The 21292-nt window shown below is 60.7% G+C and carries 15 protein-coding genes; 9 read left to right on the forward strand and 6 right to left on the reverse strand.

What is annotated here, in order from left to right; genetic code table 11:
* Nucleotides 1-11: 11 nt before the first annotated feature.
* The 8 genes from hypB (at nucleotide 12) to QVF59_RS03365 (ending at nucleotide 9734) form a co-directional block, all read left to right on the forward strand.
* The gene (gene hypB / locus QVF59_RS03330) at nucleotides 12-1034 is read left to right on the forward strand and encodes a hydrogenase nickel incorporation protein HypB (RefSeq protein WP_287877362.1); all 1023 of its coding nucleotides are present in this window, start codon (nucleotides 12-14) and stop codon (nucleotides 1032-1034) included.
* Nucleotides 1035-1037: 3 nt separating this feature from the next.
* A complete protein-coding gene (gene hypF / locus QVF59_RS03335) occupies nucleotides 1038-3353 on the forward strand; it encodes a carbamoyltransferase HypF (protein ID WP_287877363.1) in 2316 nt (771 codons plus the stop codon).
* A gap of 41 nt (nucleotides 3354-3394) precedes the next feature.
* Nucleotides 3395-3622, forward strand: a complete 228-nt coding sequence (locus QVF59_RS03340; protein ID WP_287877365.1) for a HypC/HybG/HupF family hydrogenase formation chaperone — start codon at nucleotides 3395-3397, stop codon at nucleotides 3620-3622.
* Nucleotides 3619-4737 (forward strand): hydrogenase formation protein HypD, encoded by a 1119-nt coding sequence (gene hypD / locus QVF59_RS03345; protein ID WP_287877367.1) that lies wholly within the window; start codon nucleotides 3619-3621, stop codon nucleotides 4735-4737. The genes QVF59_RS03340 and hypD overlap by 4 nt, the downstream gene beginning before the upstream one ends.
* A complete protein-coding gene (hypE, locus tag QVF59_RS03350; RefSeq protein ID WP_287877369.1) occupies nucleotides 4734-5774 on the forward strand; it encodes a hydrogenase expression/formation protein HypE in 1041 nt (346 codons plus the stop codon). Before hypD ends, hypE begins: the two co-directional genes overlap by 4 nt.
* Before the next feature lie 99 nt (nucleotides 5775-5873).
* Nucleotides 5874-7313: a sigma-54-dependent transcriptional regulator gene (locus tag QVF59_RS03355; protein WP_159875804.1), complete on the forward strand. Its 1440-nt coding sequence runs from the start codon at nucleotides 5874-5876 to the stop codon at nucleotides 7311-7313.
* On the forward strand, nucleotides 7297-8298 hold the full coding sequence (locus QVF59_RS03360; protein ID WP_287877370.1) for an NADH-quinone oxidoreductase subunit B family protein: 1002 nt from the start codon (nucleotides 7297-7299) through the stop codon (nucleotides 8296-8298). The genes QVF59_RS03355 and QVF59_RS03360 overlap by 17 nt, the downstream gene beginning before the upstream one ends.
* Nucleotides 8295-9734: a nickel-dependent hydrogenase large subunit gene (locus QVF59_RS03365; protein ID WP_287877372.1), complete on the forward strand. Its 1440-nt coding sequence runs from the start codon at nucleotides 8295-8297 to the stop codon at nucleotides 9732-9734. Before QVF59_RS03360 ends, QVF59_RS03365 begins: the two co-directional genes overlap by 4 nt.
* Nucleotides 9735-9740: 6 nt before the next feature.
* On the opposite strand, the gene QVF59_RS03370 is transcribed toward QVF59_RS03365, so the two are convergent.
* The 6 genes from QVF59_RS03370 to QVF59_RS03395 all read right to left on the reverse strand — a co-directional run bounded on the left by QVF59_RS03370 (nucleotide 9741) and on the right by QVF59_RS03395 (nucleotide 18929).
* On the reverse strand, nucleotides 9741-10232 hold the full coding sequence (locus QVF59_RS03370) for a DinB family protein (protein WP_159875798.1): 492 nt from the start codon (nucleotides 10230-10232) through the stop codon (nucleotides 9741-9743).
* A gap of 109 nt (nucleotides 10233-10341) precedes the next feature.
* Entirely contained in the window at nucleotides 10342-11958 is a 1617-nt protein-coding gene (locus QVF59_RS03375) for a methyl-accepting chemotaxis protein (protein ID WP_287877374.1), read from the reverse strand.
* Between the two features lie 320 nt (nucleotides 11959-12278).
* Nucleotides 12279-12722: a poly-beta-1,6-N-acetyl-D-glucosamine biosynthesis protein PgaD gene (pgaD, locus tag QVF59_RS03380; protein ID WP_159875794.1), complete on the reverse strand. Its 444-nt coding sequence runs from the start codon at nucleotides 12720-12722 to the stop codon at nucleotides 12279-12281.
* Nucleotides 12712-13965: a poly-beta-1,6-N-acetyl-D-glucosamine synthase gene (pgaC, locus tag QVF59_RS03385; protein WP_240902619.1), complete on the reverse strand. Its 1254-nt coding sequence runs from the start codon at nucleotides 13963-13965 to the stop codon at nucleotides 12712-12714. The genes pgaD and pgaC overlap by 11 nt, the downstream gene beginning before the upstream one ends.
* A 12-nt stretch (nucleotides 13966-13977) precedes the next feature.
* The gene (gene pgaB / locus QVF59_RS03390; RefSeq protein ID WP_287877378.1) at nucleotides 13978-15939 is read right to left on the reverse strand and encodes a poly-beta-1,6-N-acetyl-D-glucosamine N-deacetylase PgaB; all 1962 of its coding nucleotides are present in this window, start codon (nucleotides 15937-15939) and stop codon (nucleotides 13978-13980) included.
* Complete coding sequence (locus QVF59_RS03395) at nucleotides 15936-18929, reverse strand: PgaA family protein (RefSeq protein WP_159875788.1); 2994 nt, start codon at nucleotides 18927-18929, stop codon at nucleotides 15936-15938. Before QVF59_RS03395 ends, pgaB begins: the two co-directional genes overlap by 4 nt.
* A gap of 936 nt (nucleotides 18930-19865) precedes the next feature.
* Here QVF59_RS03395 and QVF59_RS03400 point away from each other — a divergent pair.
* Nucleotides 19866-21227: a sensor histidine kinase gene (locus QVF59_RS03400; protein ID WP_287877380.1), complete on the forward strand. Its 1362-nt coding sequence runs from the start codon at nucleotides 19866-19868 to the stop codon at nucleotides 21225-21227.
* The last annotated feature ends 65 nt before the right edge of the window (nucleotides 21228-21292 follow it).

Raw genomic sequence — 21292 nt, forward strand, 5'->3', positions numbered from 1 at the left:
GAGAGGCAGCAATGTGTACCGTTTGCGGCTGCAGCAAAGGCAATGTCAAGATTGAAGGCCGGGCTCCCGGCGGCGTGAAGTTTCCCTATCGTCCGCACCATGCGCACTCTCATGATCATGGCCATTCCCACGACCACGACCACGACCACGACCACGACCAGCATCATCATGCCCAGCCCGTGCCAGCCGCAACGGCGCACGCTGGGCAGGAATACCAGCCCACGCTCAGTCAGCAGGCGGGCGGTGCGGCGCTGCATTACGGTCAGGGTGCCGCCCATGCCCATGCGCCGGGCCTGAGCCAGGCGCGCATGGTGAAGATAGAACAGGACATCCTGTCCAAGAACGATGGCTATGCCGCGCAAAACCGCCAGTGGCTGCGCGACCGTGGCATTTTTGCGCTCAATCTGGTATCCAGCCCCGGCTCGGGCAAAACCACCCTGCTGGCCGAAACCATCCGCCAACTGGGCAGCGACACCCTGGTATACGTGGTGGAAGGCGACCAGCAAACCAGCAACGATGCCGAGCGCATCCGCGCCGCCGGCGCGCCCGCCATCCAGATCAACACCGGCAAGGGCTGCCATCTGGACGCCCACATGGTGGGCCAGGCGCTGGAACAGCTGAACCCGGCCGATGACAGCCTGTTGCTGATCGAAAACGTGGGCAATCTGGTATGCCCGGCGGCTTTTGATCTGGGCGAGGCGCACAAGGTGGCCATCCTGTCCGTTACCGAGGGTGAGGACAAACCGCTGAAGTACCCGGACATGTTTGCCGCCGCCGACATCATGCTGCTGACCAAGATCGACCTGCTGCGTCATCTGGATTTCGATGTCGACGTATGCATTGCCAACGCCCGTCGCATCAACCCGAAAATCAAGGTAATGCAGCTGTCCAGCAAGAGCGGCGACGGCATGGACGTATGGGTGGACTGGCTGCTGCTGGAAATGAACGATGCCCAGTTGGTAAAACAGCGCGAAGTGGCCCGCCTGCGCCAGCAGATTGCCGCACTGGAACAACAGCTGCAGGAGCGCCGCTGAATCATGCCGACACAACGCTTGCGACTGGCCATCCGCGGCCGGGTTCAGGGAGTGGGCTTCCGCCCCTTCATCTGGCGTACCGCCCAGGCGGAAGGCCTGTCCGGCTTTGTACTCAACACCGGAGAAGGCGTCACCATCGAACTGCAGGGCAGCAGCAGCCAGCTGGATGCCTTCCAACTGCATCTGCAACAGGATTTGCCGCCGCTGGCCCAGATCGACAGCATGCAGCAAAGCCTGCTTGACCCGTTGCCGGATGAAGACGACTTTGAAATCCGCAGCAGCAGTGGCAGCACCACCCAGGCCCGTCTGCCGGCAGACAGCGCCACCTGTCCGGCCTGCCTCGCCGAGTTGTTCGACCCGGCCAATCGCCGCTATCGCTACGCCTTCATCAACTGTACCGATTGCGGCCCGCGCTACACCGTTACTCACCGCCTGCCCTACGACCGCGCCAACACCAGCATGCTGCCCTTTTTGCTGTGTCCGTCCTGTCGCAGCGAATACCAAAGCCCGCACAGCCGCCGCTTTCATGCCGAGCCCACCGCCTGTCCGGACTGCGGCCCGCAGATGCAACTGACCGACCGCTTTGGCATCTCTCTCAATGGTGATCCGCTGCATGGTGCCTGGCAAATCCTGCGCATGGGCCGCAGCATTGCCATGAAAGGGCTGGGTGGTTTTCATCTGGTATGCGATGCCACCAATCCGGAAGCAGTAGCGCGGCTGCGCCAGCTCAAGCATCGCCCCGGCAAACCGCTGGCGGTAATGGCACTGAATGTGGAATCGGTGCGGGCATTTTGTGAAGTCAGCCCGCAGGAAGCCGCCTGGCTGCAACGTCCGGAACGGCCCATCGTGCTGCTGCAAAAAAAACCGGAAGCCGACCAACTGATGCCGGACATCGCACCCGGCATTGCCGCCATCGGCGTGATGCTGCCCTATACCCCGCTGCAATGGCTGCTGTTTCACGAAGCGCTGGGCCGACCGCAAGGTGAGCAATGGCGCGAGCAAGCCTGTGAGCGCATCTGGGTGATGACCAGTGCCAATCTGTCCGGCGAACCGATTGTCACCAGCAATCAGGAAGCGCGCGAACGGCTGAACAAGGTGGCCGACGTGTTCCTGCTGCACAACCGCAGCATCGTCACCCGCTGCGACGACAGCGTACTGGCATTGCAGGACGATCAGCCGCTGTTCTACCGCCGGGCGCGCGGCTTCGTGCCAGACCCGCTGCCACTGGCCGATAGCGGGCCGGACGTGCTGGCGCTGGGCGCTTACCTCAAGACCACCGCCACCGTGCTGCGCGGCGACGAAGCCTTTGTGTCGCAACATGTGGGCGACCTGGACCACCCGCTTAGCTGCGAAGCACTGGAACAGACCGCCCAGCACCTGCTGGACCTCACCGGCGTCAGCCCGCAGGCCATTGCCTGTGATTTGCAGCCGGACAGCTTTTCCAGCCAGTTGGCGCAGCAATGGTCGCAACAGCTGGGCATTCCCTTGCTACCGGTACAACACCACCATGCCCATCTGGCCGCTGTCATGGCCGAACAGGGCCTGCAAGGCCCGTTGCTGGGGCTGGCGCTGGACGGTTACGGCCTGGGCAAGAACGGCGGTGCCTGGGGCGGCGAGCTGATGATGCTGGAAGGTGCCAGTTGCGAGCGCATCGGCCACATCACCCCCTTGCCGCTGCCCGGTGGCGACAAGGCCGCCCGTGAACCATGGCGCATGGCCGTGGGCTTGTGGCACAGGCTGGCCGGCGAGCTGCCCTTGCCGCAGCACCTGAGCGAGCGCCCCGGCCTGCCCATGCTGTTGCGCCAGCTGGAAACCGGGCTCAACTGTCCAGACACCACCAGTATGGGGCGCTGGTTTGACGCCATTGCCGGCCTGGCCGGCATCTGTCCGGAGCAAAGCTTCGAGAGCGAGGCCGCGCAAAAGCTGGAGGCGCTGACTGCACCCTGCGCACCGCTGGCCAGCGGCTGGCAGGTGTCTGCCGCCAATTTGCTGGACCTCACCCCGCTGGCACGCCAGCTGCTGCAACTGACCGACCCGCTTGCCATTGCCAGCCTGTGGCATGCCACGCTGGCCCATGCACTGGCAGACTGGGCCAGCCAGGCTGCCAGCACTACCGGCATGCGCCAGCTGGTACTGGCCGGTGGCTGCTGTGCCAATCGCCAGCTGTTGCAACAGCTGCTGCCGCTGCTGGCCGCTGCCGGCCTGCAGGTCTACACCGCCCGCAAACTGCCGCCCAATGACGGCGGCCTGAGTCTGGGTCAGGCCTGGGTGGCGCGGCAACGCCTGCTGCAGAGCAATGCACCGGACACCTTGTCCTGAAACCCGCACCTGCGCAAACACAATAACAAGGAGAAACAACCATGTGCCTGGCCATGCCGGTAAGAATCAGCCAGCTGCTGCCCGAGGAGATGGCAGTAGTGGACGTGGACGGCGTCAGCCGTGAAGTATCAGTCGCCCTGATCGACGCCCCGCAGGAGGGCGACTACGTCATCCTGCATGTGGGTTATGCCATCGGCAAGCTGGACCCGGAAGAAGCGGCCCGCACCCTGGCCTTGATGGATCAATTGGCTGCGGGGGAGCAGGCATGAAGTATGTAGACGAATTCCGCCGCGGCGACATTGCCCGCGGCATGGCAGCACACATCTGCAAGCTGGTCGACCCGGCCCGTGAATACCGGCTGATGGAGTTTTGCGGCGGCCACACCCACGCCATTGCCCGCTACGGCCTCACCGGCTTGCTGCCGGACAATATCAGGCTGATCCACGGCCCCGGCTGTCCGGTATGCGTGCTGCCAATCGGCCGGGTGGATTCCGCCATCGAGCTGGCCTTGCGTCCGGATGTCATCCTGTGCAGCTATGGCGACACCCTGCGCGTGCCTGCCTCCAACAAGATGAGCCTGTATCAGGCGCGCGCCAAGGGCGCGGACGTGCGCATGGTGTACTCCACCAATGACGCGCTGCAGATCGCCCGTGACAACCCGCACAAGCAGGTGGTGTTCTTTGCCATCGGCTTTGAAACCACCACCCCGCCCACCGCACTGGCGCTGTTGCAGGCACGGCAAGAACAGCTGGCCAATTTCAGCGTGTTCTGCAACCACGTGCTCACCCCGCCGGCCATGCGCCATCTGCTGGCAGCGGGTGACGCGGTGCAGCTGGACGGCTTTATCGGCCCCTCCCACGTCAGCACCGTCATTGGCAGCGCGCCCTATGCTGCCGTGGCCAAGGAGTTTGCCAAGCCGGTGGTGATTGCCGGTTTCGAACCGCTGGACGTGCTGCAGGCGGTCGCCATGCTGGTGGAGCAGATCAATCAGGGCCGCACCGAGGTGGAAACCCAGTTCAGCCGCGCCGTAACCCACGAAGGCAATCAGAAAGCCCGCGAGCGGGTGGCGCAAACCATGGTGCTGCGCGACAGCTTTGAATGGCGCGGCCTGGGCCAGGTGCCGCACTCCGCGCTGGCCATTCACCCGGACTTTGCCGAATTTGACGCCGAGCTGCGCTTTGCCCTGCCGTATCGCCATGTGCCGGACCACAAGGCCTGTGAGTGCGGTGCCATCCTGCGCGGCCAGAAGCAACCGCAGGACTGCAAGGTATTCGGCATTGTCTGCACGCCGGACAACCCGCTGGGCTCCTGCATGGTGTCCAGCGAAGGGGCCTGTGCCGCGCATTACCACTATGGCCGTTTCGTACAGGGAGCCACGGCATGAGCAAGCCCTACACCCGTCCGCTCGACCTCAAGCACGGCCTGGTCAACCTCACCCACGGCAGCGGTGGCCGCGCCATGGCCCAGCTGGTGAGCGAGCTGTTTGCCGCCGAATTTGCCAACGACTGGCTGGCGCAGGGTAATGATCAGGCCATCCTGCCGCCACCGGGCGGACGCATTGCCATTGCCACTGACAGCCACGTCATCTCACCCTTGTTTTTCCCCGGTGGCGACATCGGCAGCTTGGCGGTGCATGGCACGGTGAATGACCTGGCCATGGGCGGTGCCACGCCCCTGTATCTGTCGGCTGGTTTCATTCTGGAAGAAGGCTTGCCGCTGGCTGACCTGGCGCGCATCGTGCGCTCCATGGCTGCCGCTGCGCGCGCGGCCGGGGTGGCCATTGTCACCGGCGACACCAAGGTGGTGGAACGCGGCAAGGGCGATGGCGTGTTCATTTCCACCACCGGCGTGGGCGTGGTGGCCGACGAGGTGAAGCTGTCCGGCGATCAGGCCCGTCCCGGCGATGTGATCCTGCTGTCCGGCACGCTGGGTGATCATGGCATGGCGGTGATGTCACAGCGCGAAGGGCTGGGCTTTGCCAGCCCCATCCTGTCCGACAGCGCGGCCCTGCATACCCTGGCCGCCGCACTGCTGGCCGCCAGCCCCGGCCTGCGCCTGATGCGCGACCCCACCCGTGGCGGCCTGGCCACCACGCTCAACGAAATCGCCCAGCAGTCCGGCGTGGGCATGCGCCTGCAGGAAAGCGCCATTCCGGTACAGGCCAGCGTGCGCGCCGCCTGCGAATTTCTGGGATTGGACCCGCTCTACATTGCCAATGAAGGTAAACTGGTGGCCATCTGCCCGGCAGCAGAGGCGGCAGCGGCACTGGCCGCCCTGCAAGCCCACCCGCTGGGACAGCAGGCTGCCATCATTGGTGAAGTGGTAGCCGATGCCCACCAGTTTGTGCGGGTACAGACCGATTTTGGCGGCGAACGCCTGCTGGACTGGCTGAGCGGCGAGATGCTGCCACGCATTTGCTAAGCCCGTATCCGCTAGCGCAAACAACAATAATTCGCCGGGCTTGCCGGCCCGCACCGTACCGAACACACCGCATAGAACACATTTTGGGGAATAACAACAATGCGCGCCAAACCCGCCATCTTGCTGGTGGATGATGAAATCCGTTCACTGGAAGCCCTGGAACGCACGCTGGAAGACGACTTCACCCTGTTCACTGCCAGCGGTGGAGCCGAAGCGCTGGCCATTCTGGATTCGGAATTCATCCAGGTGGTTGTCAGCGACCAGCGCATGCCGGACATGAGCGGCGTGGAGTTTCTCCAGCAGGTGCGTGAGCGCTGCCCGCAAGTCATCCGCATCATCCTGTCCGGTTACACCGACAACGCCGACATCATTGCCGCCGTCAACGATGCCGGCATCTACCAGTACTTGCTCAAGCCGTGGCGGCCGGAATCACTGCTGCTGACGGTACAGGGCGCAGCGGAACTGTTCCGCCTGCAGCAGGAAAACGAACTGCTGAACGTGGAGCTGAAATCGTCCGAACCCTGGCTCAAGGTGCGGGTGGACAGCAAGCGCGAGCAGATGCGCGAGCGCTCGGCCATGGACAATATCATCCGGGCTGCAGACAGCAGCATGAGCAAGATCTGCGCGCTGCTGTCGCGGGTGGCGCCGTTTGACATCTCCGTACTGATTGAAGGCGAATCCGGCGTAGGCAAGGAATTGCTGGCGCGCGCGCTGCACTATGCCAGCCACCGCCGTGACCGCCCCTTCGTGGTGGAAAACTGCGCCGCCATGCCGGAACAACTACTGGAAAGCGAGTTGTTCGGCCACAAGCGCGGTGCCTTCACCGGGGCCTATCAGGACCGCATCGGCCTGTTCCAGCAAGCCGATGGCGGCACCATTTTCCTGGATGAAATCGGCGAAACCTCGCCCGCCTTTCAGGCCAAGCTGCTACGCGTGCTGCAGGAAGGCGAAATCCGCCCGGTGGGCAGCCCGCGTCCATTGAAAGTGAATGTGCGCGTGGTATCCGCCACCAACAAGCTGTTGCCCGAACTGGTGCGCGCCGGCCAGTTTCGCGAAGACCTGTACTACCGGCTGTCCGCCTTCACCGTCAGCGTGCCGCCGCTGCGCGAACGGCCACAGGATATCCCGCTGATTGCCCGCGCCCTGCTGGAAGACGCGCGCCATCACTATCAACGCCCCACCGCCCGCTTTGGCGAGGACACCCTGCAGGCACTGCAGGACTACCGCTGGCCCGGCAATGTGCGGCAGTTGCGCAATGAAATCAACCGCATGCTGGTATTGAGCGACGACGAGTTGCTGGGGGCCGACCTGCTGTCTGCCGAAGTACTGCAAGCCGCGGCCGAAGAACAGGTGGCCGAGCTGGCGTTTTTGTCCGGCCTGCCGGGCGATCTGAAAACCCGCATGGACGAGCTGGAAAAACAGATCCTGCGCGAAACCCTCACCCGGCTGCGCTGGAACAAAACCCGCGCCGCCGCCGAACTGGGACTGTCCCGCGTTGGCCTGCGTAACAAGCTGACCCGCTATGGCCTCGAAAAATAAACGCCTGCTGTGGCTGCAATCCGGCGGCTGCGGCGGCTGTACCCTGTCGCTGCTGAATGCCGAATCGCCCAGCCTGTTCACCACGCTGGAAGACATCGGCATCGAGCTGATCTGGCACCCGAGCTTTGCCGAACAAAGCCTGGATGAAGCCATGCACTTGCTACAAGCACTGGCCAATGGCGATGAGCCACTGGACATGCTGTGTCTGGAAGGTGCGGTGATGACCGGTGCTGCCGGGCGCTTTCACCTGCTGCCGGACGGCCAGGCCATGAGCACGCTGATCGAACAACTGGCCCGCCGCGCCAGCCAGGTTATCGCCGTGGGTACTTGCGCGGCCTATGGTGGCATCAGTGCAGCGGGCGACAACCTGACCGGCGCTACCGGACTGAACCACAGCGGCAATCATCCCGGCGGGCTGCTGGGCGGCGATTTCCATGCTGCCGGCGGCCTGCCGGTGGTGAATATCTCCGGCTGCCCCACCCATCCGGGCTGGGTCCTGGAAACCCTGGCCTTGCTGGCCAGTGACAGCCTCAAGGCCAGCGACCTCGACCCCTTGGGCCGCCCGCGCTTTTACGCCGACAAGCTGGTACACCACGGCTGCGACAAGAACGAATTTTACGAATTCAAGGCCAGTGCCACGGCACCGGGCCAGATGGGCTGCCTGATGGAACACGTGGGCTGCAAGGGCACCCAGGCCCATGCCGACTGCAATAGCCGTGGCTGGAACGGCGAAGGCTCCTGCCTCACCGGTGGCTACCCCTGCATCAACTGCACCGCGCCGGATTTTGCCGACCCCAGCCATGGTTTCTTCAGCACACCACAGGTGGCCGGCTTCCCGGTGGGCCTGCCCACCGACATGCCCAAGGCCTGGTTTGTGGCGCTGGCCACGCTGTCCAAATCCGCCACGCCGGCCCGGGTACGGCAGAATGCCACCCGCGACCGCATCACCGTGCCACCTTCCCTGCCGAAAAAGAACAAAGCATGAGCCGCCGCATTCTTGGCCCCTTCAACCGTGTCGAGGGCGATCTGAACATCACACTGGATTTTGCCGACGGCAAGGTCAGTGCCGCCCGCGTCACCGCCCCGCTGTTTCGCGGTTTCGAACGGATATTGCTGGGCCGCGAGCCACTGGACGCGCTGGCCATCGTGCCGCGCATCTGCGGCATCTGTTCGGTTTCGCAATCGGTGGCCGCGGCCAATGCGCTGTCCGCCCTGTATGGCATCAGCCCGCCCCCCAATGGCCTGCATGTGCGCAATCTGGTCCACGCAGTGGAAAACATTGCCGACCATCTCAGCCATTTCTATTTGTTCTTCATGCCGGATTTTGCCCGTGCCGACTACCAGTCCCGGCCCTGGCATGCAGACACCCTCGCCCGCTTCCAGGCCCAGCGCGGCAGCAGCGTCGCCCCCATGCTGGAGGCACGCGCCATCCTGATGCGCTTCATGGGCAGCCTGGCCGGCCACTGGCCGCACACGCTGTGCCTGCAACCGGGTGGCGTCACCAAGGTGGTCAGTGCGGCAGAACGGGTACGCTTGCAGCAATGGTTGCGCACCTTCCGCCGTTATCTGGAACAGCACACCTTCGGCCTGCCACTGGAAGCCATTAGCGCACTGGACACGCCTGAGGCACTGGCAAATTACCGCCAGCAAGCCCCCAAGGCGGACTTCGCCTGCTTCCTCGACATTGCCGACCAGCTGCACTTGCACACCCTGGGCCGCAGCTACGACCGCTTTATTGCCGCCGACGCCTATGCCGCGCCGGATGGCTGCTGGAGCCCGGCCGGAGTATGGCAGGACGGCAGTCGCCTGCCGCTGGCGCTGGACGACATCAGCGAGGACAACCACAGCAGCTGGCTGGCTGGCGAGGGTTCGGCAGCTCCCTTACACAATGACACGGTGCCGCTGCCGGACAAGGCCGAAGGCTATAGCTGGAGCAAGGCCCCTCGCATTGCCGGTGCTGCCGCCGAAACCGGCGCGCTGGCCCGCGGCCTGCTGCGTGGCGAGCCGCTGCTGCTTGCCCTGGTGGCAGAACATGGTGGCAATGTACTGAACCGGGTGGTGGCACGCCTTACCGAAGTGGCACGCATCGTGCCGCAGATGGAACAATGGCTGGCGGCACTACAACTGGACGACGCCTTCCAGCTGGCTGCCCCTACCCAGCCGCAGCACAGCCAGGCCATCGGCCTGACCGAAGCGGCGCGCGGCATGCTGGGGCATTGGGTGGCACTGGATGCCGGGCGTATCAGCCGTTACCAGATCATCGCGCCGACGACATGGAATTTCTCGCCGCGCGACAGCCAGGGCCTGCCCGGCCCGCTGGAAAAAGCACTGGAAGGGGTGGAGGCCAGCGACCCGCAAGCCCTGCAGGTGCAGCATATCGTGCGCAGCTTCGATCCCTGCCAAGTGTGTACTACCCACTAGACGGGCTCAGCGCAGGCGGCGCTGTGGTTCGGCGGCATGAATATAAAGCGTATAGGTATCAGCCGGGCGCGGTGCGCCGGCCCTCTCCAGGGCATGGCCGATGGCACCGCGATGATAAGTGCCGTGATTGATGATGTGGAACAGGATTTCCAGCCGGCTCATGCTGCCAGCCTGCCCATCGGCAAAATCAAAGCGGATGATTTGTTCACGACTGGCAGGCGCAAGACCAGTTATATGGTCAGCAAACCAGATGTCCGACGCCATAAGGCGGTTTTCCAGTTCGTCCAGCGCTGGCAATTGCGCGGTATTGGTGGCGGCATGCGGTGCGGCCAAGCCCAGCAACCGGGCGCGAAACAGCTCTTCCACGATAAGCATGTGATTGAATTGCTGACAGACAAAGGCAAACGCCTGTGGCTGGGCGACCGCATCCAGCGTGCGAGCGGCCAGCAGCGTGCGCTGATCGGCCCATAACTTGTAATCAAAAGCCTGGTTAAGCATGGTGTCGCATCCGGTAATCGTAGGTGCTACATCATGCCATGGCTCAAGATGCAATTCGCAAAAAAGCCCGGCATACCGGGCTTGAGGTGCGGAAAGGGCGAGGCGAGGTTTACAGCCGGTAACGCCCTACTGCACTGGTCATCACCGCCACGGAGGCATCCAGCTGGTTGGCGGTTTCTGCCGTTTCGGCGGCGGCATCACTGGAACGCTCCGCCATCTGGGCAATCTGTTCGATCTGGGCGGCAATGCTGTTGCTGGCGCTGGCCTGTTCGCGGATGGCATCAGCAATTTCCACGGCCATCTGACGCGCATCTCCCGATGCCTTGCCGATACGGCTGATGGCTTGCAAGGCCTCATCTGCGCCATGCACACCGTCTTCCACCTTGACTTGGGTCTGGCTCATGGCTTCGGCACTCTGGCGCGAGATATTGGTGATGCCCTTGATCACCTCGTCAATTTCACGTGTCAGCACCGAGGTGCGCTCGGCCAGCTTACGCACTTCATCTGCCACCACGGCAAAGCCGCGGCCCTGCTCGCCGGCACGGGCAGCCTCAATGGCGGCATTGAGCGCCAGCAGATTGGTCTGTTCGGCGATGTCCTTGATGTCGCCAACCGAGGCCGCCACCTTGCTGTTTTGCTGCTCCAGCTCGTCGATGCATTGCGCCGCATGGCCCACGGTGTGGTGAATGGACTGGATGTCGGTCACGGTACGGCCAATCACGGTATGGCCGGAATCCGCCAGGTCACTGGCCTCGATGCTTTTTTCGCTGGTGCTGCCGGCACGGCTGCCAACGTGGTTGATGCTGACCGTCAGCTGTTCCATGGTGGCGGCAATGCTGGCCGAGGCTTCGTTCTGCTTGCTGGCGGCATCGGACACATGTCTGGCAGCCGTGGCCAGGCTGGTGGTGTAGCTGGTGACCTGGCGGCAGCTGTCGCTGATTTCGCGCAGGCTTTGGTTGACCCGGCCGATCAGTCGGTTGAAGGCAGTGGCCGTGCTGCCGATTTCATCATGCGGATGGTGCACTTTCACCTGGAGGGTGAAATCCAGCTTGTCCTCGATATCGTGCATGGTGCTTTTAAGCTCATTCAGCGGCCGGGTGACAGCGGCAAACGTGCGCAAACCGCTGATAATCAAGATGATAATGGCCATCACCAGCACCGATATGGCCAATATCAGCGAAGTGCGCACTTCCTGATGCGTCACTTCTATTTCCTTCTGCACGTAGTCCTTGTTGTACTTGATATGGTCATCAATACCCTTGGACAACACTTTGCCGGATGGCGTCAACGTAGCATTGCGGATTTTCTTGACCAGCTCCATGTCTCCTTGGTCAAACGCCTGCATAACCGGTTGCAGCTTGGTATAGTAATCATCCAGGTTTTTCTTTTCCGCCTCATAAAGCCGACGGTCGTCATCGTCATTGATCAGCTTTTCATAGGCGGCAATATTCTGTTTTGCCTTACGATAACCATTCTCAATACGGCTTCTGAATTGCTCTTTTTCACTGGGGGTATAGGCCGTGACATATTGCAGTCCTCCCAGACGCATTTCGGTTGCTGCCGAGTTGAACTCATCCAGCGTGATGATGCTTGGATAATCGTTTTCGGCAAAATTGCTGGCCGTGGCAGATAACTTGTTCTGGGTTACGATGCCGGCACCACCCACAACCAGCAGGGCAATAACCGAAATGAGAATTTGAAACAGGATTCTGCGTGCAACTGTCATAAATATTCCCCTGAAGGCTTTATTTTTTATTCTTGCAAATCATGGCTGTGATTGCAGGAGATGCGTGCAGTTATTCAGGCTGATTGAAACAAATTAAACAAATCAGGCTGAGCGAGCGCTGCAAGGCTATTATCGCCAATACCATTATTGGCCTCTGGGAATAAGCCTAGTGTATTTACCTGCCGACAGCAATCTTGATCATTCCGCGAAAATAATGGTCGGCATTGCCAATAGATAGCCAAGTTATTGTGTACAAAAGAGAATGCCCTGCCCGGACAAAACCGGGACAGGGCATTTCTTTACATCACATCCAGGCAGGATCAGGACAGGGCTTCAATCCGGGAAACACCGCCATCCGGCAAATGATGCACCACCATGACCTGCTTGTCCTTGCCGGCCTGCAGCACCTCCAGCGGAATACCAAGCTGGTCGGCCACATCCTGCGGCCGGGTGTCGCCACGGCTCTTGCGTCGGTCCACACCCTTATACTTGTAGTAACTGGACATGGCCCACACGATCAGCGTCAGGCCCAGAAAGACCCCAATCAGGGTATAAATCCCCAGGGTGGTCAGCTCGCCAACACGTCCTTCGGTATCAAACAGCACCCCGGTCTGCACCACGTTCCAGCACCATTGAAAGGCTGGCAGCCACAGATAGAACCACGCCAGCCAACCCAGCGTGGTAAGCAACCACGAAAAGAAGCGCTGCGGTGGTGTCAGCAAGTGCGGTGCTTCGATAATCAGCTTGTCTGCGCTACTTTCCATGTTGTACTCCCCGATCGGGACTGGTCCAGCGGGCCCGTGTCCCTTTCTTTCTGATGATGGCTTGAGGAAAGGCGTACACCGAGGTCACCACATTCAGCAACCAGTACGCCAGCGGATACCAGATCATCCAGTAGTAATTCTTGCCCAGGCCCTTGTCGTACTGACTGTCGATCGCCTTGCTCACGGCAAACTGTGTCAGGCAGGTATAGCCCAGCAACAGTCCGTACCAGCCCGGCAGGAAGGGACTGGAGATGGTTTGCAGCATGTTGGGCAACACCAGGGAGGCCAGCCAGTAGCAAATGACGAAGGCCATGCTGTAAGACCACACCACGCTGAGGAAGTACTCCATGTAGATGGGCCACATATAGCGGTGGCGCCAGCTGGTGAATACCCAGGCATTGCGCATCAGCGCCTGGGTGCCGCCCTTGGCCCAGCGCACCCGCTGCTTGAACAGGCCCTGGATGGTTTCCGGCATCAGGATCCAGACCAGCGCATGCGGCTCGAAACGCACTGCCCAGTGCTTGTGCTGCAGCTTCCAGCTGATATCGATATCTTCGGTCAGCATGTCCTCGCTCCACATGCCAGCTTCGATCACCGCCGATTTGCGGAAGGCCGTGATGACGCCCGATACCGTGAATAGCCGGCCATACGAACGCTGCGCACGCTTGATCAGACCGATGATGGCGGTGAACTCGCCCACCTGCAGCCTCCCCAGCAGCGTGGTACGGTTGCGGATGCGCGGGTTACCGGTGACGGCAGCCACCCGTGGCGAGTTGATGAAGTGGCGCAGCAACCATTTGGCCGAGTACGGGTCGAGTACCGCATCGCCATCAATGCACAGCAGGTACTCGTTGCGCGAAAAGGCCAGCGCAGTGTTCAGCCCCACCGCCTTGCCCTGGTTGGGGGACTGGTGGATCACGCGCAAGCGCGGGTTGCTTGCGGCCAGCTCGTTCAGGATGCTGCCGGTATCGTCGGTGCTGCCGTCGTTGACCGCAATCACTTCGAAATCCGGATAATCCAGCGCCAGCGCTGCGCCTATGGTTTCCCGGGCATTCTTTCCCTCGTTGTAGCAGGGGATGATGACCGAAACCGGCGGGTAATCCAGTACAGGCGGCTGGGATACCGGCGGGTCCTTGCGTTCGTAATGCCAGTAGTAAAACACTGCACCCTGCATCCACAACCAGGCCATGAACAGCGGGTAGTAGAAGGCGAAGGCCAGAATCACTGCAATCAGCGTGTTCATCATGGTCTCCTGTTATTCTGCCGGATTGGATTTCATGGAAAACACCCGCTTGATGACCGACAGCTTGGGCTGGTCCTTGAACTGGTCATCAGGGTAGTAGGCAAAGTGACGCGCACCTTGCTCGTGCAGGGTATTCACCACATCGACCAATTCTTCGGCCGGCACCGGCTGGTTTGTTCTCCAGTTGGTGGCCTGCAGTTCGAACACGGTCTTGTCCAGCGCCCCCGGGATGTCCTTGACATCGTTCAGCAGCGCCTGCATCCATTTTTTGGGCTGATCGGCCTTTTCCATATAGGGCATGGCCATGACGGCAACGAAGTCGTAGTTTTGCAAACCGCTGGCGTAGGACTGGGCAAACCAGGTTTCCGATTCGTGGTTGAGCACCACCGGGGCATAGTAATTGCGGACCACCTTGAGTGCTGGTTCGTAAATTTTGACGATGTCGGCCAACTCCAGGCTGAAGTCATCCAGACGCTTGATCTTTTCGCTGGTCCAGCGCGCCAGGGTGGCCGGGTCCTTGCGGGCTTCAACCGGATTCAGCGGCAGGCCTTGCTGCTGATACCAGGCCTGGGCGTCGGCGCTGACGTCCTCATCGTCGGACAAGGTGGCGTCATCGTGGAACAGCAGACCATGGAAGTGCGCGCCACGCGCCAGGTCTTCGTAGATGCCGCGGATGGTGGCACGGGCCTCTGCCGAGTACGGTGACAGGCGGCGATAGCCTTTTACCTGGGCCGGGGAACCGTCACGCGAGGCCGCCAGCACCAGCTTGTCAGCAGCCGGGTTGCTGTCCGGCAGCTTGAATGCCAGCAACGGCATCCAGGCGTATACCTTGACGTCGCAACGGGTATCCAGCGACCAGGCTACGCGGTTGAACAGGTCTGCCCGCATCGGCATGTAACGGTTGGGGAAATACAGCGCCTCGGCTTCGCCAGTTCCCTTGGGATCGGCAAACGCCTGCAGATACACCGTGCTCACGCCCATTGCCTTCACCCGGTCCAGCAGGGCGTCGATGTTTTTGTCCTGCTGGACCGGATTGGGGTCGTAGATGTAGTCCAGGTCCACATGCATGATGCGGCTGGATTCCGGCCTTACCCCGTCCGGAAACTTTTCCAGTTGGTGAAACTGGAAGGCCAGTTCCGGAATCTTGGTGCGCGCATCCATCAGCACCCGGCGCATGGCTTCCAGCGGGGTTTTGCCGGTATTGATGCCATCGTCCAGGCTCATGGTGATGGGCATGCCCAAATCAGCTGCCAGCTTGGTTACCCGGAAGTTATAGGCACCATATGGCCACACCATCACCCGTGGCCGCTCGCCCAGTTTTTCCGCCAGATAGTCGCTGTTCTTTTTCATGTCGGCTGCGGCACGCACCAGGTAGGCATCATAGCTTTCGTACTTGCCCTGATCCCAGCCGGGGCTGGTGTACGCCGGCTCGGTGCCACCCTGCGGGTTGGCGGTAATGCCCTTGTGCATGGCAAAGGAATGGCTGGCGATCTCAATCAGGCCGCTGGCCTTCATTTCTTTGATTTCGTCCCAGCTCAGAAAACGGCTGCGTGGTACCCAGATATCACCATATTGGACTTCCTGGTCGTCACGCGGGTACAGCCAGGAACCCACCAGTGCCACGACAGCCGGTGCCTTGAACTGCTTGAGGATGGGGAACACCTTGCTATACATGCTTTGGTAGCCATCATCAAAGCTCAGCAGCACGGCCTTTTCCGGCAAGGGACGGCTGCCGTTGCGATCGGCCAGGATGTCGTCCACGCTGACAAAGTGGTAACCCTGCCCTTTCATCCAGGCCAATTGCTTGGACAGCAGCTGCACATCCACCGCATACGGGTCGGATAGTGACAGGGCGTCTTCAGCCACTTCGTGGTAGCACAGGATGATCAGTTTTGATGTTGCCGGGCCGGCAAAGGCGTGCAGCGACAGCAGCAGACTCAGCACGGCCAGTAGTGTGCGGATCAGGTTTTTCATTTCATTTTCCAGTCCAGGAAGAGATAGATACGGTTGCTGCCATCGGATACCCCGTCATACGGGTGCATGGACCGTGAGAAGCCGTAACGTATCTCCCCCCCCTTTTTGAAATCCCATACTTGTTCGATTGTGTAGGCCCAGGTGTTCTTGCTGCCGAAGGCCGTTTCGTAATAGCGCCCACCGCTGATGCCGATGCGTTGGTGGAAACTGTTGTCGTAGTAGCGCCATAGCGTGATGTCGTTCATCAAGGTGAGGCTGACATCCAGGTCGCGGTGCGGGCTGTAGTAGATGGCGTTGTCCAGCACGTCGTTATGGTTGGTGCTGGCTTCCAGAATGCCGTTGAGCTGATAGATCGGCCCCTTGATCAGGGCCTGGTTCACCGTCAGCGCAAAGCCCTGGCGACGGTTGGTGTCGGTGAAATCCATCTGCGAGGCTTCAAACTCCACCGTGGTAAGGTCATCGCGCTTGTATTCCACCTTGCCCAGCAACAGGTTGGCGTAGACACCGCTCTGGCGTGCTTCCAGTGGGGTGGCCATGCTGTTTTTCTCGTAGCGCAAGCCCAGCATCCAGTTGTCGTTTACCGTCCAGTCGAAACCGGCAAAGCCACCTTGCATGGCGTGGCCATCCAGTTGACTGAAGCCGCCAATTTCACCGGTGCCGTACTGGCTGCGGTATTGCAGGCCCAGGCCAGCGGTCTCGAAACGCACCTTGTCTGTCCCCACCCCGGTGGTGGAGGCAAAGTCGGCAGTCTGGAACTGATGCTGGGCAAACACGCGCAAATTGTTATAGGTGGCGCTATAGAGCCGGGTCAGGGAGTCGTAGGCATTGTGCATGCTGGCACCCTGGCTGGTACCCAGATCATGTCCGGCCTCCACCACCAGTTCCGGCCCCATCAGAGCACGGTACTGCTCTTGCTGTTCGCTCAGCTTGAGCCGGCTTTCCGCCGAATCCACCGGCATGCTTTCCAGCTCGTCCAGCATCGTACGGGCCTGCTTGAAGTCCTGCCGCGCCAGATCCGCCTCCACCTGTCCCACCATTACGTCCCAGTTTTTCTCTGGGCCGTCATCCACGGCCAGCCGCTTGAGCATGGCCTTGGTGGTGGTGGGAGATTCCAGCAGCAAGGCAATCTGCGACATGCCGATGCGGGTTTCCGAGGCAAACGGTGCCTGGTCCAGCAAGCTGTCCATCTGTGCCTGCGCCCCTTTCACATCGCCCAGGAAGGCAGTGATCATGGCCTGGTGATAGGCCAGCGACATGTAATCGGGGTTGAAACGGCGGTTGCCGGTGAGCGGGTCGGCCGTGGTACGCGGGGTGGCGTTCTTGGCATCGGCAATGGTCTTGCTGGCTGCCTTGTACTTGCCGGATTCCAGCTGGGCATAGGCCAGGCCGATCTGCCATTCCACCTTGGGGTCATCGCGCCTTGCCCGCGACAGTGCCGCCTGGAACTGGGTGGCTGCCTTTTCCGGTTGCTTGAGCACCAGATAGGAGGCTGCCACTGCACCATAGCCATTGGCGGTGTACGACAGCTGCGGGTTCTGCTCGAACAGCCTGACTGCATCCTCCGACCGGCCACGGCGCTGCAACAGCTGCAGGCGGATATCAATGGTACGGGCCTGCATGGCCGGCGTATGCCCTGGGGTATTCAACCAGCGGGCATTCTGCTCCAGCGCCTTGTCCAGCGTCTGCTGCATCTCGCGGATTTCATCCAGATCAGCCCGGACTTTGGCCCACTCGATTGCCTGCTGGCCTTGCTGCTGGTCCAGCGACCATGCCGGATCCTGTCCCGGCAGGGCCGGGCGCGACAGCAGACTGCGTTGCGAATCGATCATCTCCAGCGTGGCCAGCACGCTGCGGTATTGGGCATTGAGCACCGGATCGTCGGCATACTGTGGCTGCCACTTGGCCAGATAGACCAGTGCCTGGGCATAAGCGCCCTCGCGCCGCAGACTGTCGGCATGCGCCCGCACCTGGGCCAGCTCCGGGCTGACTGCAGTAACTTCGCTGCTGTCAGACATGCTTTCGGCATCTTCTGCATCAATGGCGTAGTACTGGTCAATCCACTGCTTTACCTTGTCACGCTGCGCCTGGCTGCCTTGTGTCGCTGTCGCCTGCTGCAGCACCGCCAGCGTCTTGCGGGTAAGCAAAGAAGGATTCTTGTCCGCAATCTCCAGCGCACTGTCCAGATGCTGCTTCTGGCTGAGCAGAACCACGTAGTTATTGAAGAACGATGCCGCAGGGATCAGTCGCTTATAGGTTTCGGTAGTGAATTCTCCGGCACCGTTCAGCTCGATGGTGGAAACCTTGAGTATCTTGTCACGGTCCTGCTCGCTGAGCCCGGCAGCAGCCTTGTCGTCCAGTTCCGGCAGGCCCAGCCGGGTCAGTACATCCAGCTTCAGCCGCTCAAGCACCGGGTCGCCGGCATAGCGCTGAAGATTGTCCTGGATGTAATCCAGCGCACGCGCCTGATCACCGTGCAGCATCAGCACATAGGCCCGTGCCCGCGTCAGCTCCAGCGCATCTTCCCGCGAAATGGGATTAGTCTGGTTGAGGATATCCAGCGCGCGGGTGATCTCCCCGCCCTCGGCCGTGCTCATGGCCTGCTGGATGCTGGCGCTGATGTCGCCACCACGCTCCCGCGCCAGGCCGAACAGGCGGCTGGCATTGCCAAACTCCTTGCGTCCACGCAAATTGGCTGCCAGCAGGCGCAGGGTATCGGCATGCAGCTCATCCTCCCGACCCCGGCTAAGCTGAATGGCCTTGGTGTATTGCTGATCCCAGCACAGCAAGGTGATGTAGTCATTGAGCAAGGATTCGGTCAGCGGCCCCCGAGCGGCCTCACGCTCCAGCATTTGCAGCGCGGGCCGGGTATTTCCCTGCCTTGCCTCGATGATGGCCGCATCATAGGCTTTGCTCTTCCAGAGCGGCGCAGCCTCCCCCGAGGCAGCCAGCGCGCCAAAGGCCATACTGATGGCCAGGACTAGTTTTCGCATAGCGGTTTCAGTCTGATTTCAATTTGAAAGACGGAATGAAATCCGGTGCTGGCCCTGCCATGGCTTACCCCGGAAGTCACAAAACGCTGTCAGACAGCGCTACAACAGGCTGTCTTGTTGCAGCAGCCTGCTCCTCACCTGGTACTTTCCCGACCGTGCACACGCAGCCAGCCCTGCCCAGGCAAGACATGCGCATAAGTCGTAAAACCCCAAACGATGATTCAGAAAATCCATGTCAGCACACACTGCATTGGCAGCGTGCCTGCACAGAAATGGTGCTATTCAAATCATGGAATAACCATGATTATTCATAGAGCTGGGACATCGACCGATCAAAGCTGACCAGTCGCTATTATTAAAATCATATTTACCGACAAGCGAAGCGAAAGCATGCGGCCCTGAGTTGGCCAGCAGGAAATTTCTGATATCTGATGTAGATTCTAGAGTGCGAGTATAGCAAATGCATGACAATTTGCCGATTTTTTCAATAATTTGTTACTACTATAAAAAGCAGTTGTTTTTACCTGATCATTTTAAAGTAAAAATTTAAAATATATGGGCATAAAACTTGAGTGTAATGGACACCAGCAGCACAACAAATAGTCTTTTCAGTTAGAGGTAGTCTTTATGGATTAGCCAAATACCACTTTCACCACGGTCATTTTTATCTTGCAGTTTTCTGCAATAAATACTCATATTAAAAATATATATATAAAATACAGCTCGCAATTCTCTCAACCCCGATCAATTGCGCAGAAAACAGCAACCAGCCCAACCATTACTGGCTCTTCCTTCCGAGAAAAAAATGCCGCCCTCCTCCGCCGCGGCATAAAATGGCAGCCAGACGCTGGTCTGTTGCGTAGCCCGTGCGGCCCGCCCCGTTACCGCAGCATTGACAAGCCGGATATTCCCCTTGCCCCCCAGGAAATTTCAGCCATGCCAGCCCACCACCACGCCCTGAATGCGCCGGTCAACCTCCCGGATGACAGCATTGCCGCTGCAGGCCAGGAACTGGCAGAGGCCGCCTGGATAGACGTAATCCAGCGCATGGACGAGGTGTATAGCGAGCTGGTGGCCTCACAGGAAACGCTGGAAACCAAGCACCGCGAGCTGGCAGAGGCGCACCACTTTACCGAGGGTGTACTGGCCGCCATGACCGATGTGCTGGTGGTGTGCGATACGGTGGGCAAGGTACGCCAGGTCAACCGCGCCATGCTGCAACTGACCGGCCATGCAGAAAGCGAGCTGGTTGGCCGCGAACTGGCCGAACTGGTGGAAGACAGCCAGGCTCGGCAGCAGATCGCCACCCTGCTGGCCGCCGGACGTAGCGATGTACAGGATGTGGAAATTGCCCTGCCGCGCGAGGACGGGGAAAGCATGCCGGTCACCTGGAATGTCAGCCCGCTATACGATGGCGAGGGACGCTATAGCGGCTTTGTGGCAGTGGGACGACCCGTGGGTGAACTCAAGCGCGCCTATGCCCAGCTGCAGGCCGCGCACCAGGCACTGAAGTCTGCGCAGGCCCAGTTGGTACAAGCGGAAAAAATGGCTTCGCTAGGCCGGCTGGTGGCCGGGGTGGCACACGAGCTGAACAACCCCATCAGCTTTGTACTGGGCAATGCCCACGCCATGCAGCGCTATGCGGTCAAACTCACCCGTTATCTGAACGCCATTCACGCCCATGACCTGAGCCCGGATAATCAGGCATTGCGCATCGAACTGAAAATCGACCGCCTGATTGCCGACCTGCCCTCGCTCAGCGCCGGCCTGATGGAAGGGGCCGAGCGCAGCGGCCATATCGTGGATGCACTGAAACGTTTTTCTGCAGTGGAAGAAAACACCCGTCAGCGGGTGGACCTGGCCGACCTCACCCAGCGCGCCTTGCACTGGGTCAGCCGTGCCGCGCCCTTCAGGGTAGAAGTCATCAACACCGGGCTGGACGCCCCCGCCTGGGTGTGTGGCTCGGCCAACCAGTTGCAACAGGTGCTGGTCAACCTGATCCAGAATGCGTTTGATGCCATCGAAAAAACCGCCAGTCCCTGCCTGCAACTGGAGATCAGCCGGGCCGCCGGGCAAATCAGCCTTGCTGTGCGCGACAACGGCCCCGGCATCAGCGAAGAAGCCCTGCCGCTGATCTTCGATCCCTTCTTCACCACCAAGCCCATCGGCAAGGGCACCGGGCTTGGCTTGTCCATCAGCTATGGCATTGTCGAACGCCATGGCGGGCAACTGAGCGCCGACAATCATCCGGATGGCGGTGCCTGCTTCACGCTGAGCCTGCCCGCGTTCAAGGACTAGGCTGCAGCAACAAAAACGGCGTTCCCGCAGGAACGCCGTTTGTTCAACTTGTCATCTTCAGCACG

The sequence above is a fragment of the Aquitalea sp. genome (genome assembly GCF_030150775.1).
Classification (GTDB): domain Bacteria; phylum Pseudomonadota; class Gammaproteobacteria; order Burkholderiales; family Chromobacteriaceae; genus Aquitalea; species Aquitalea denitrificans.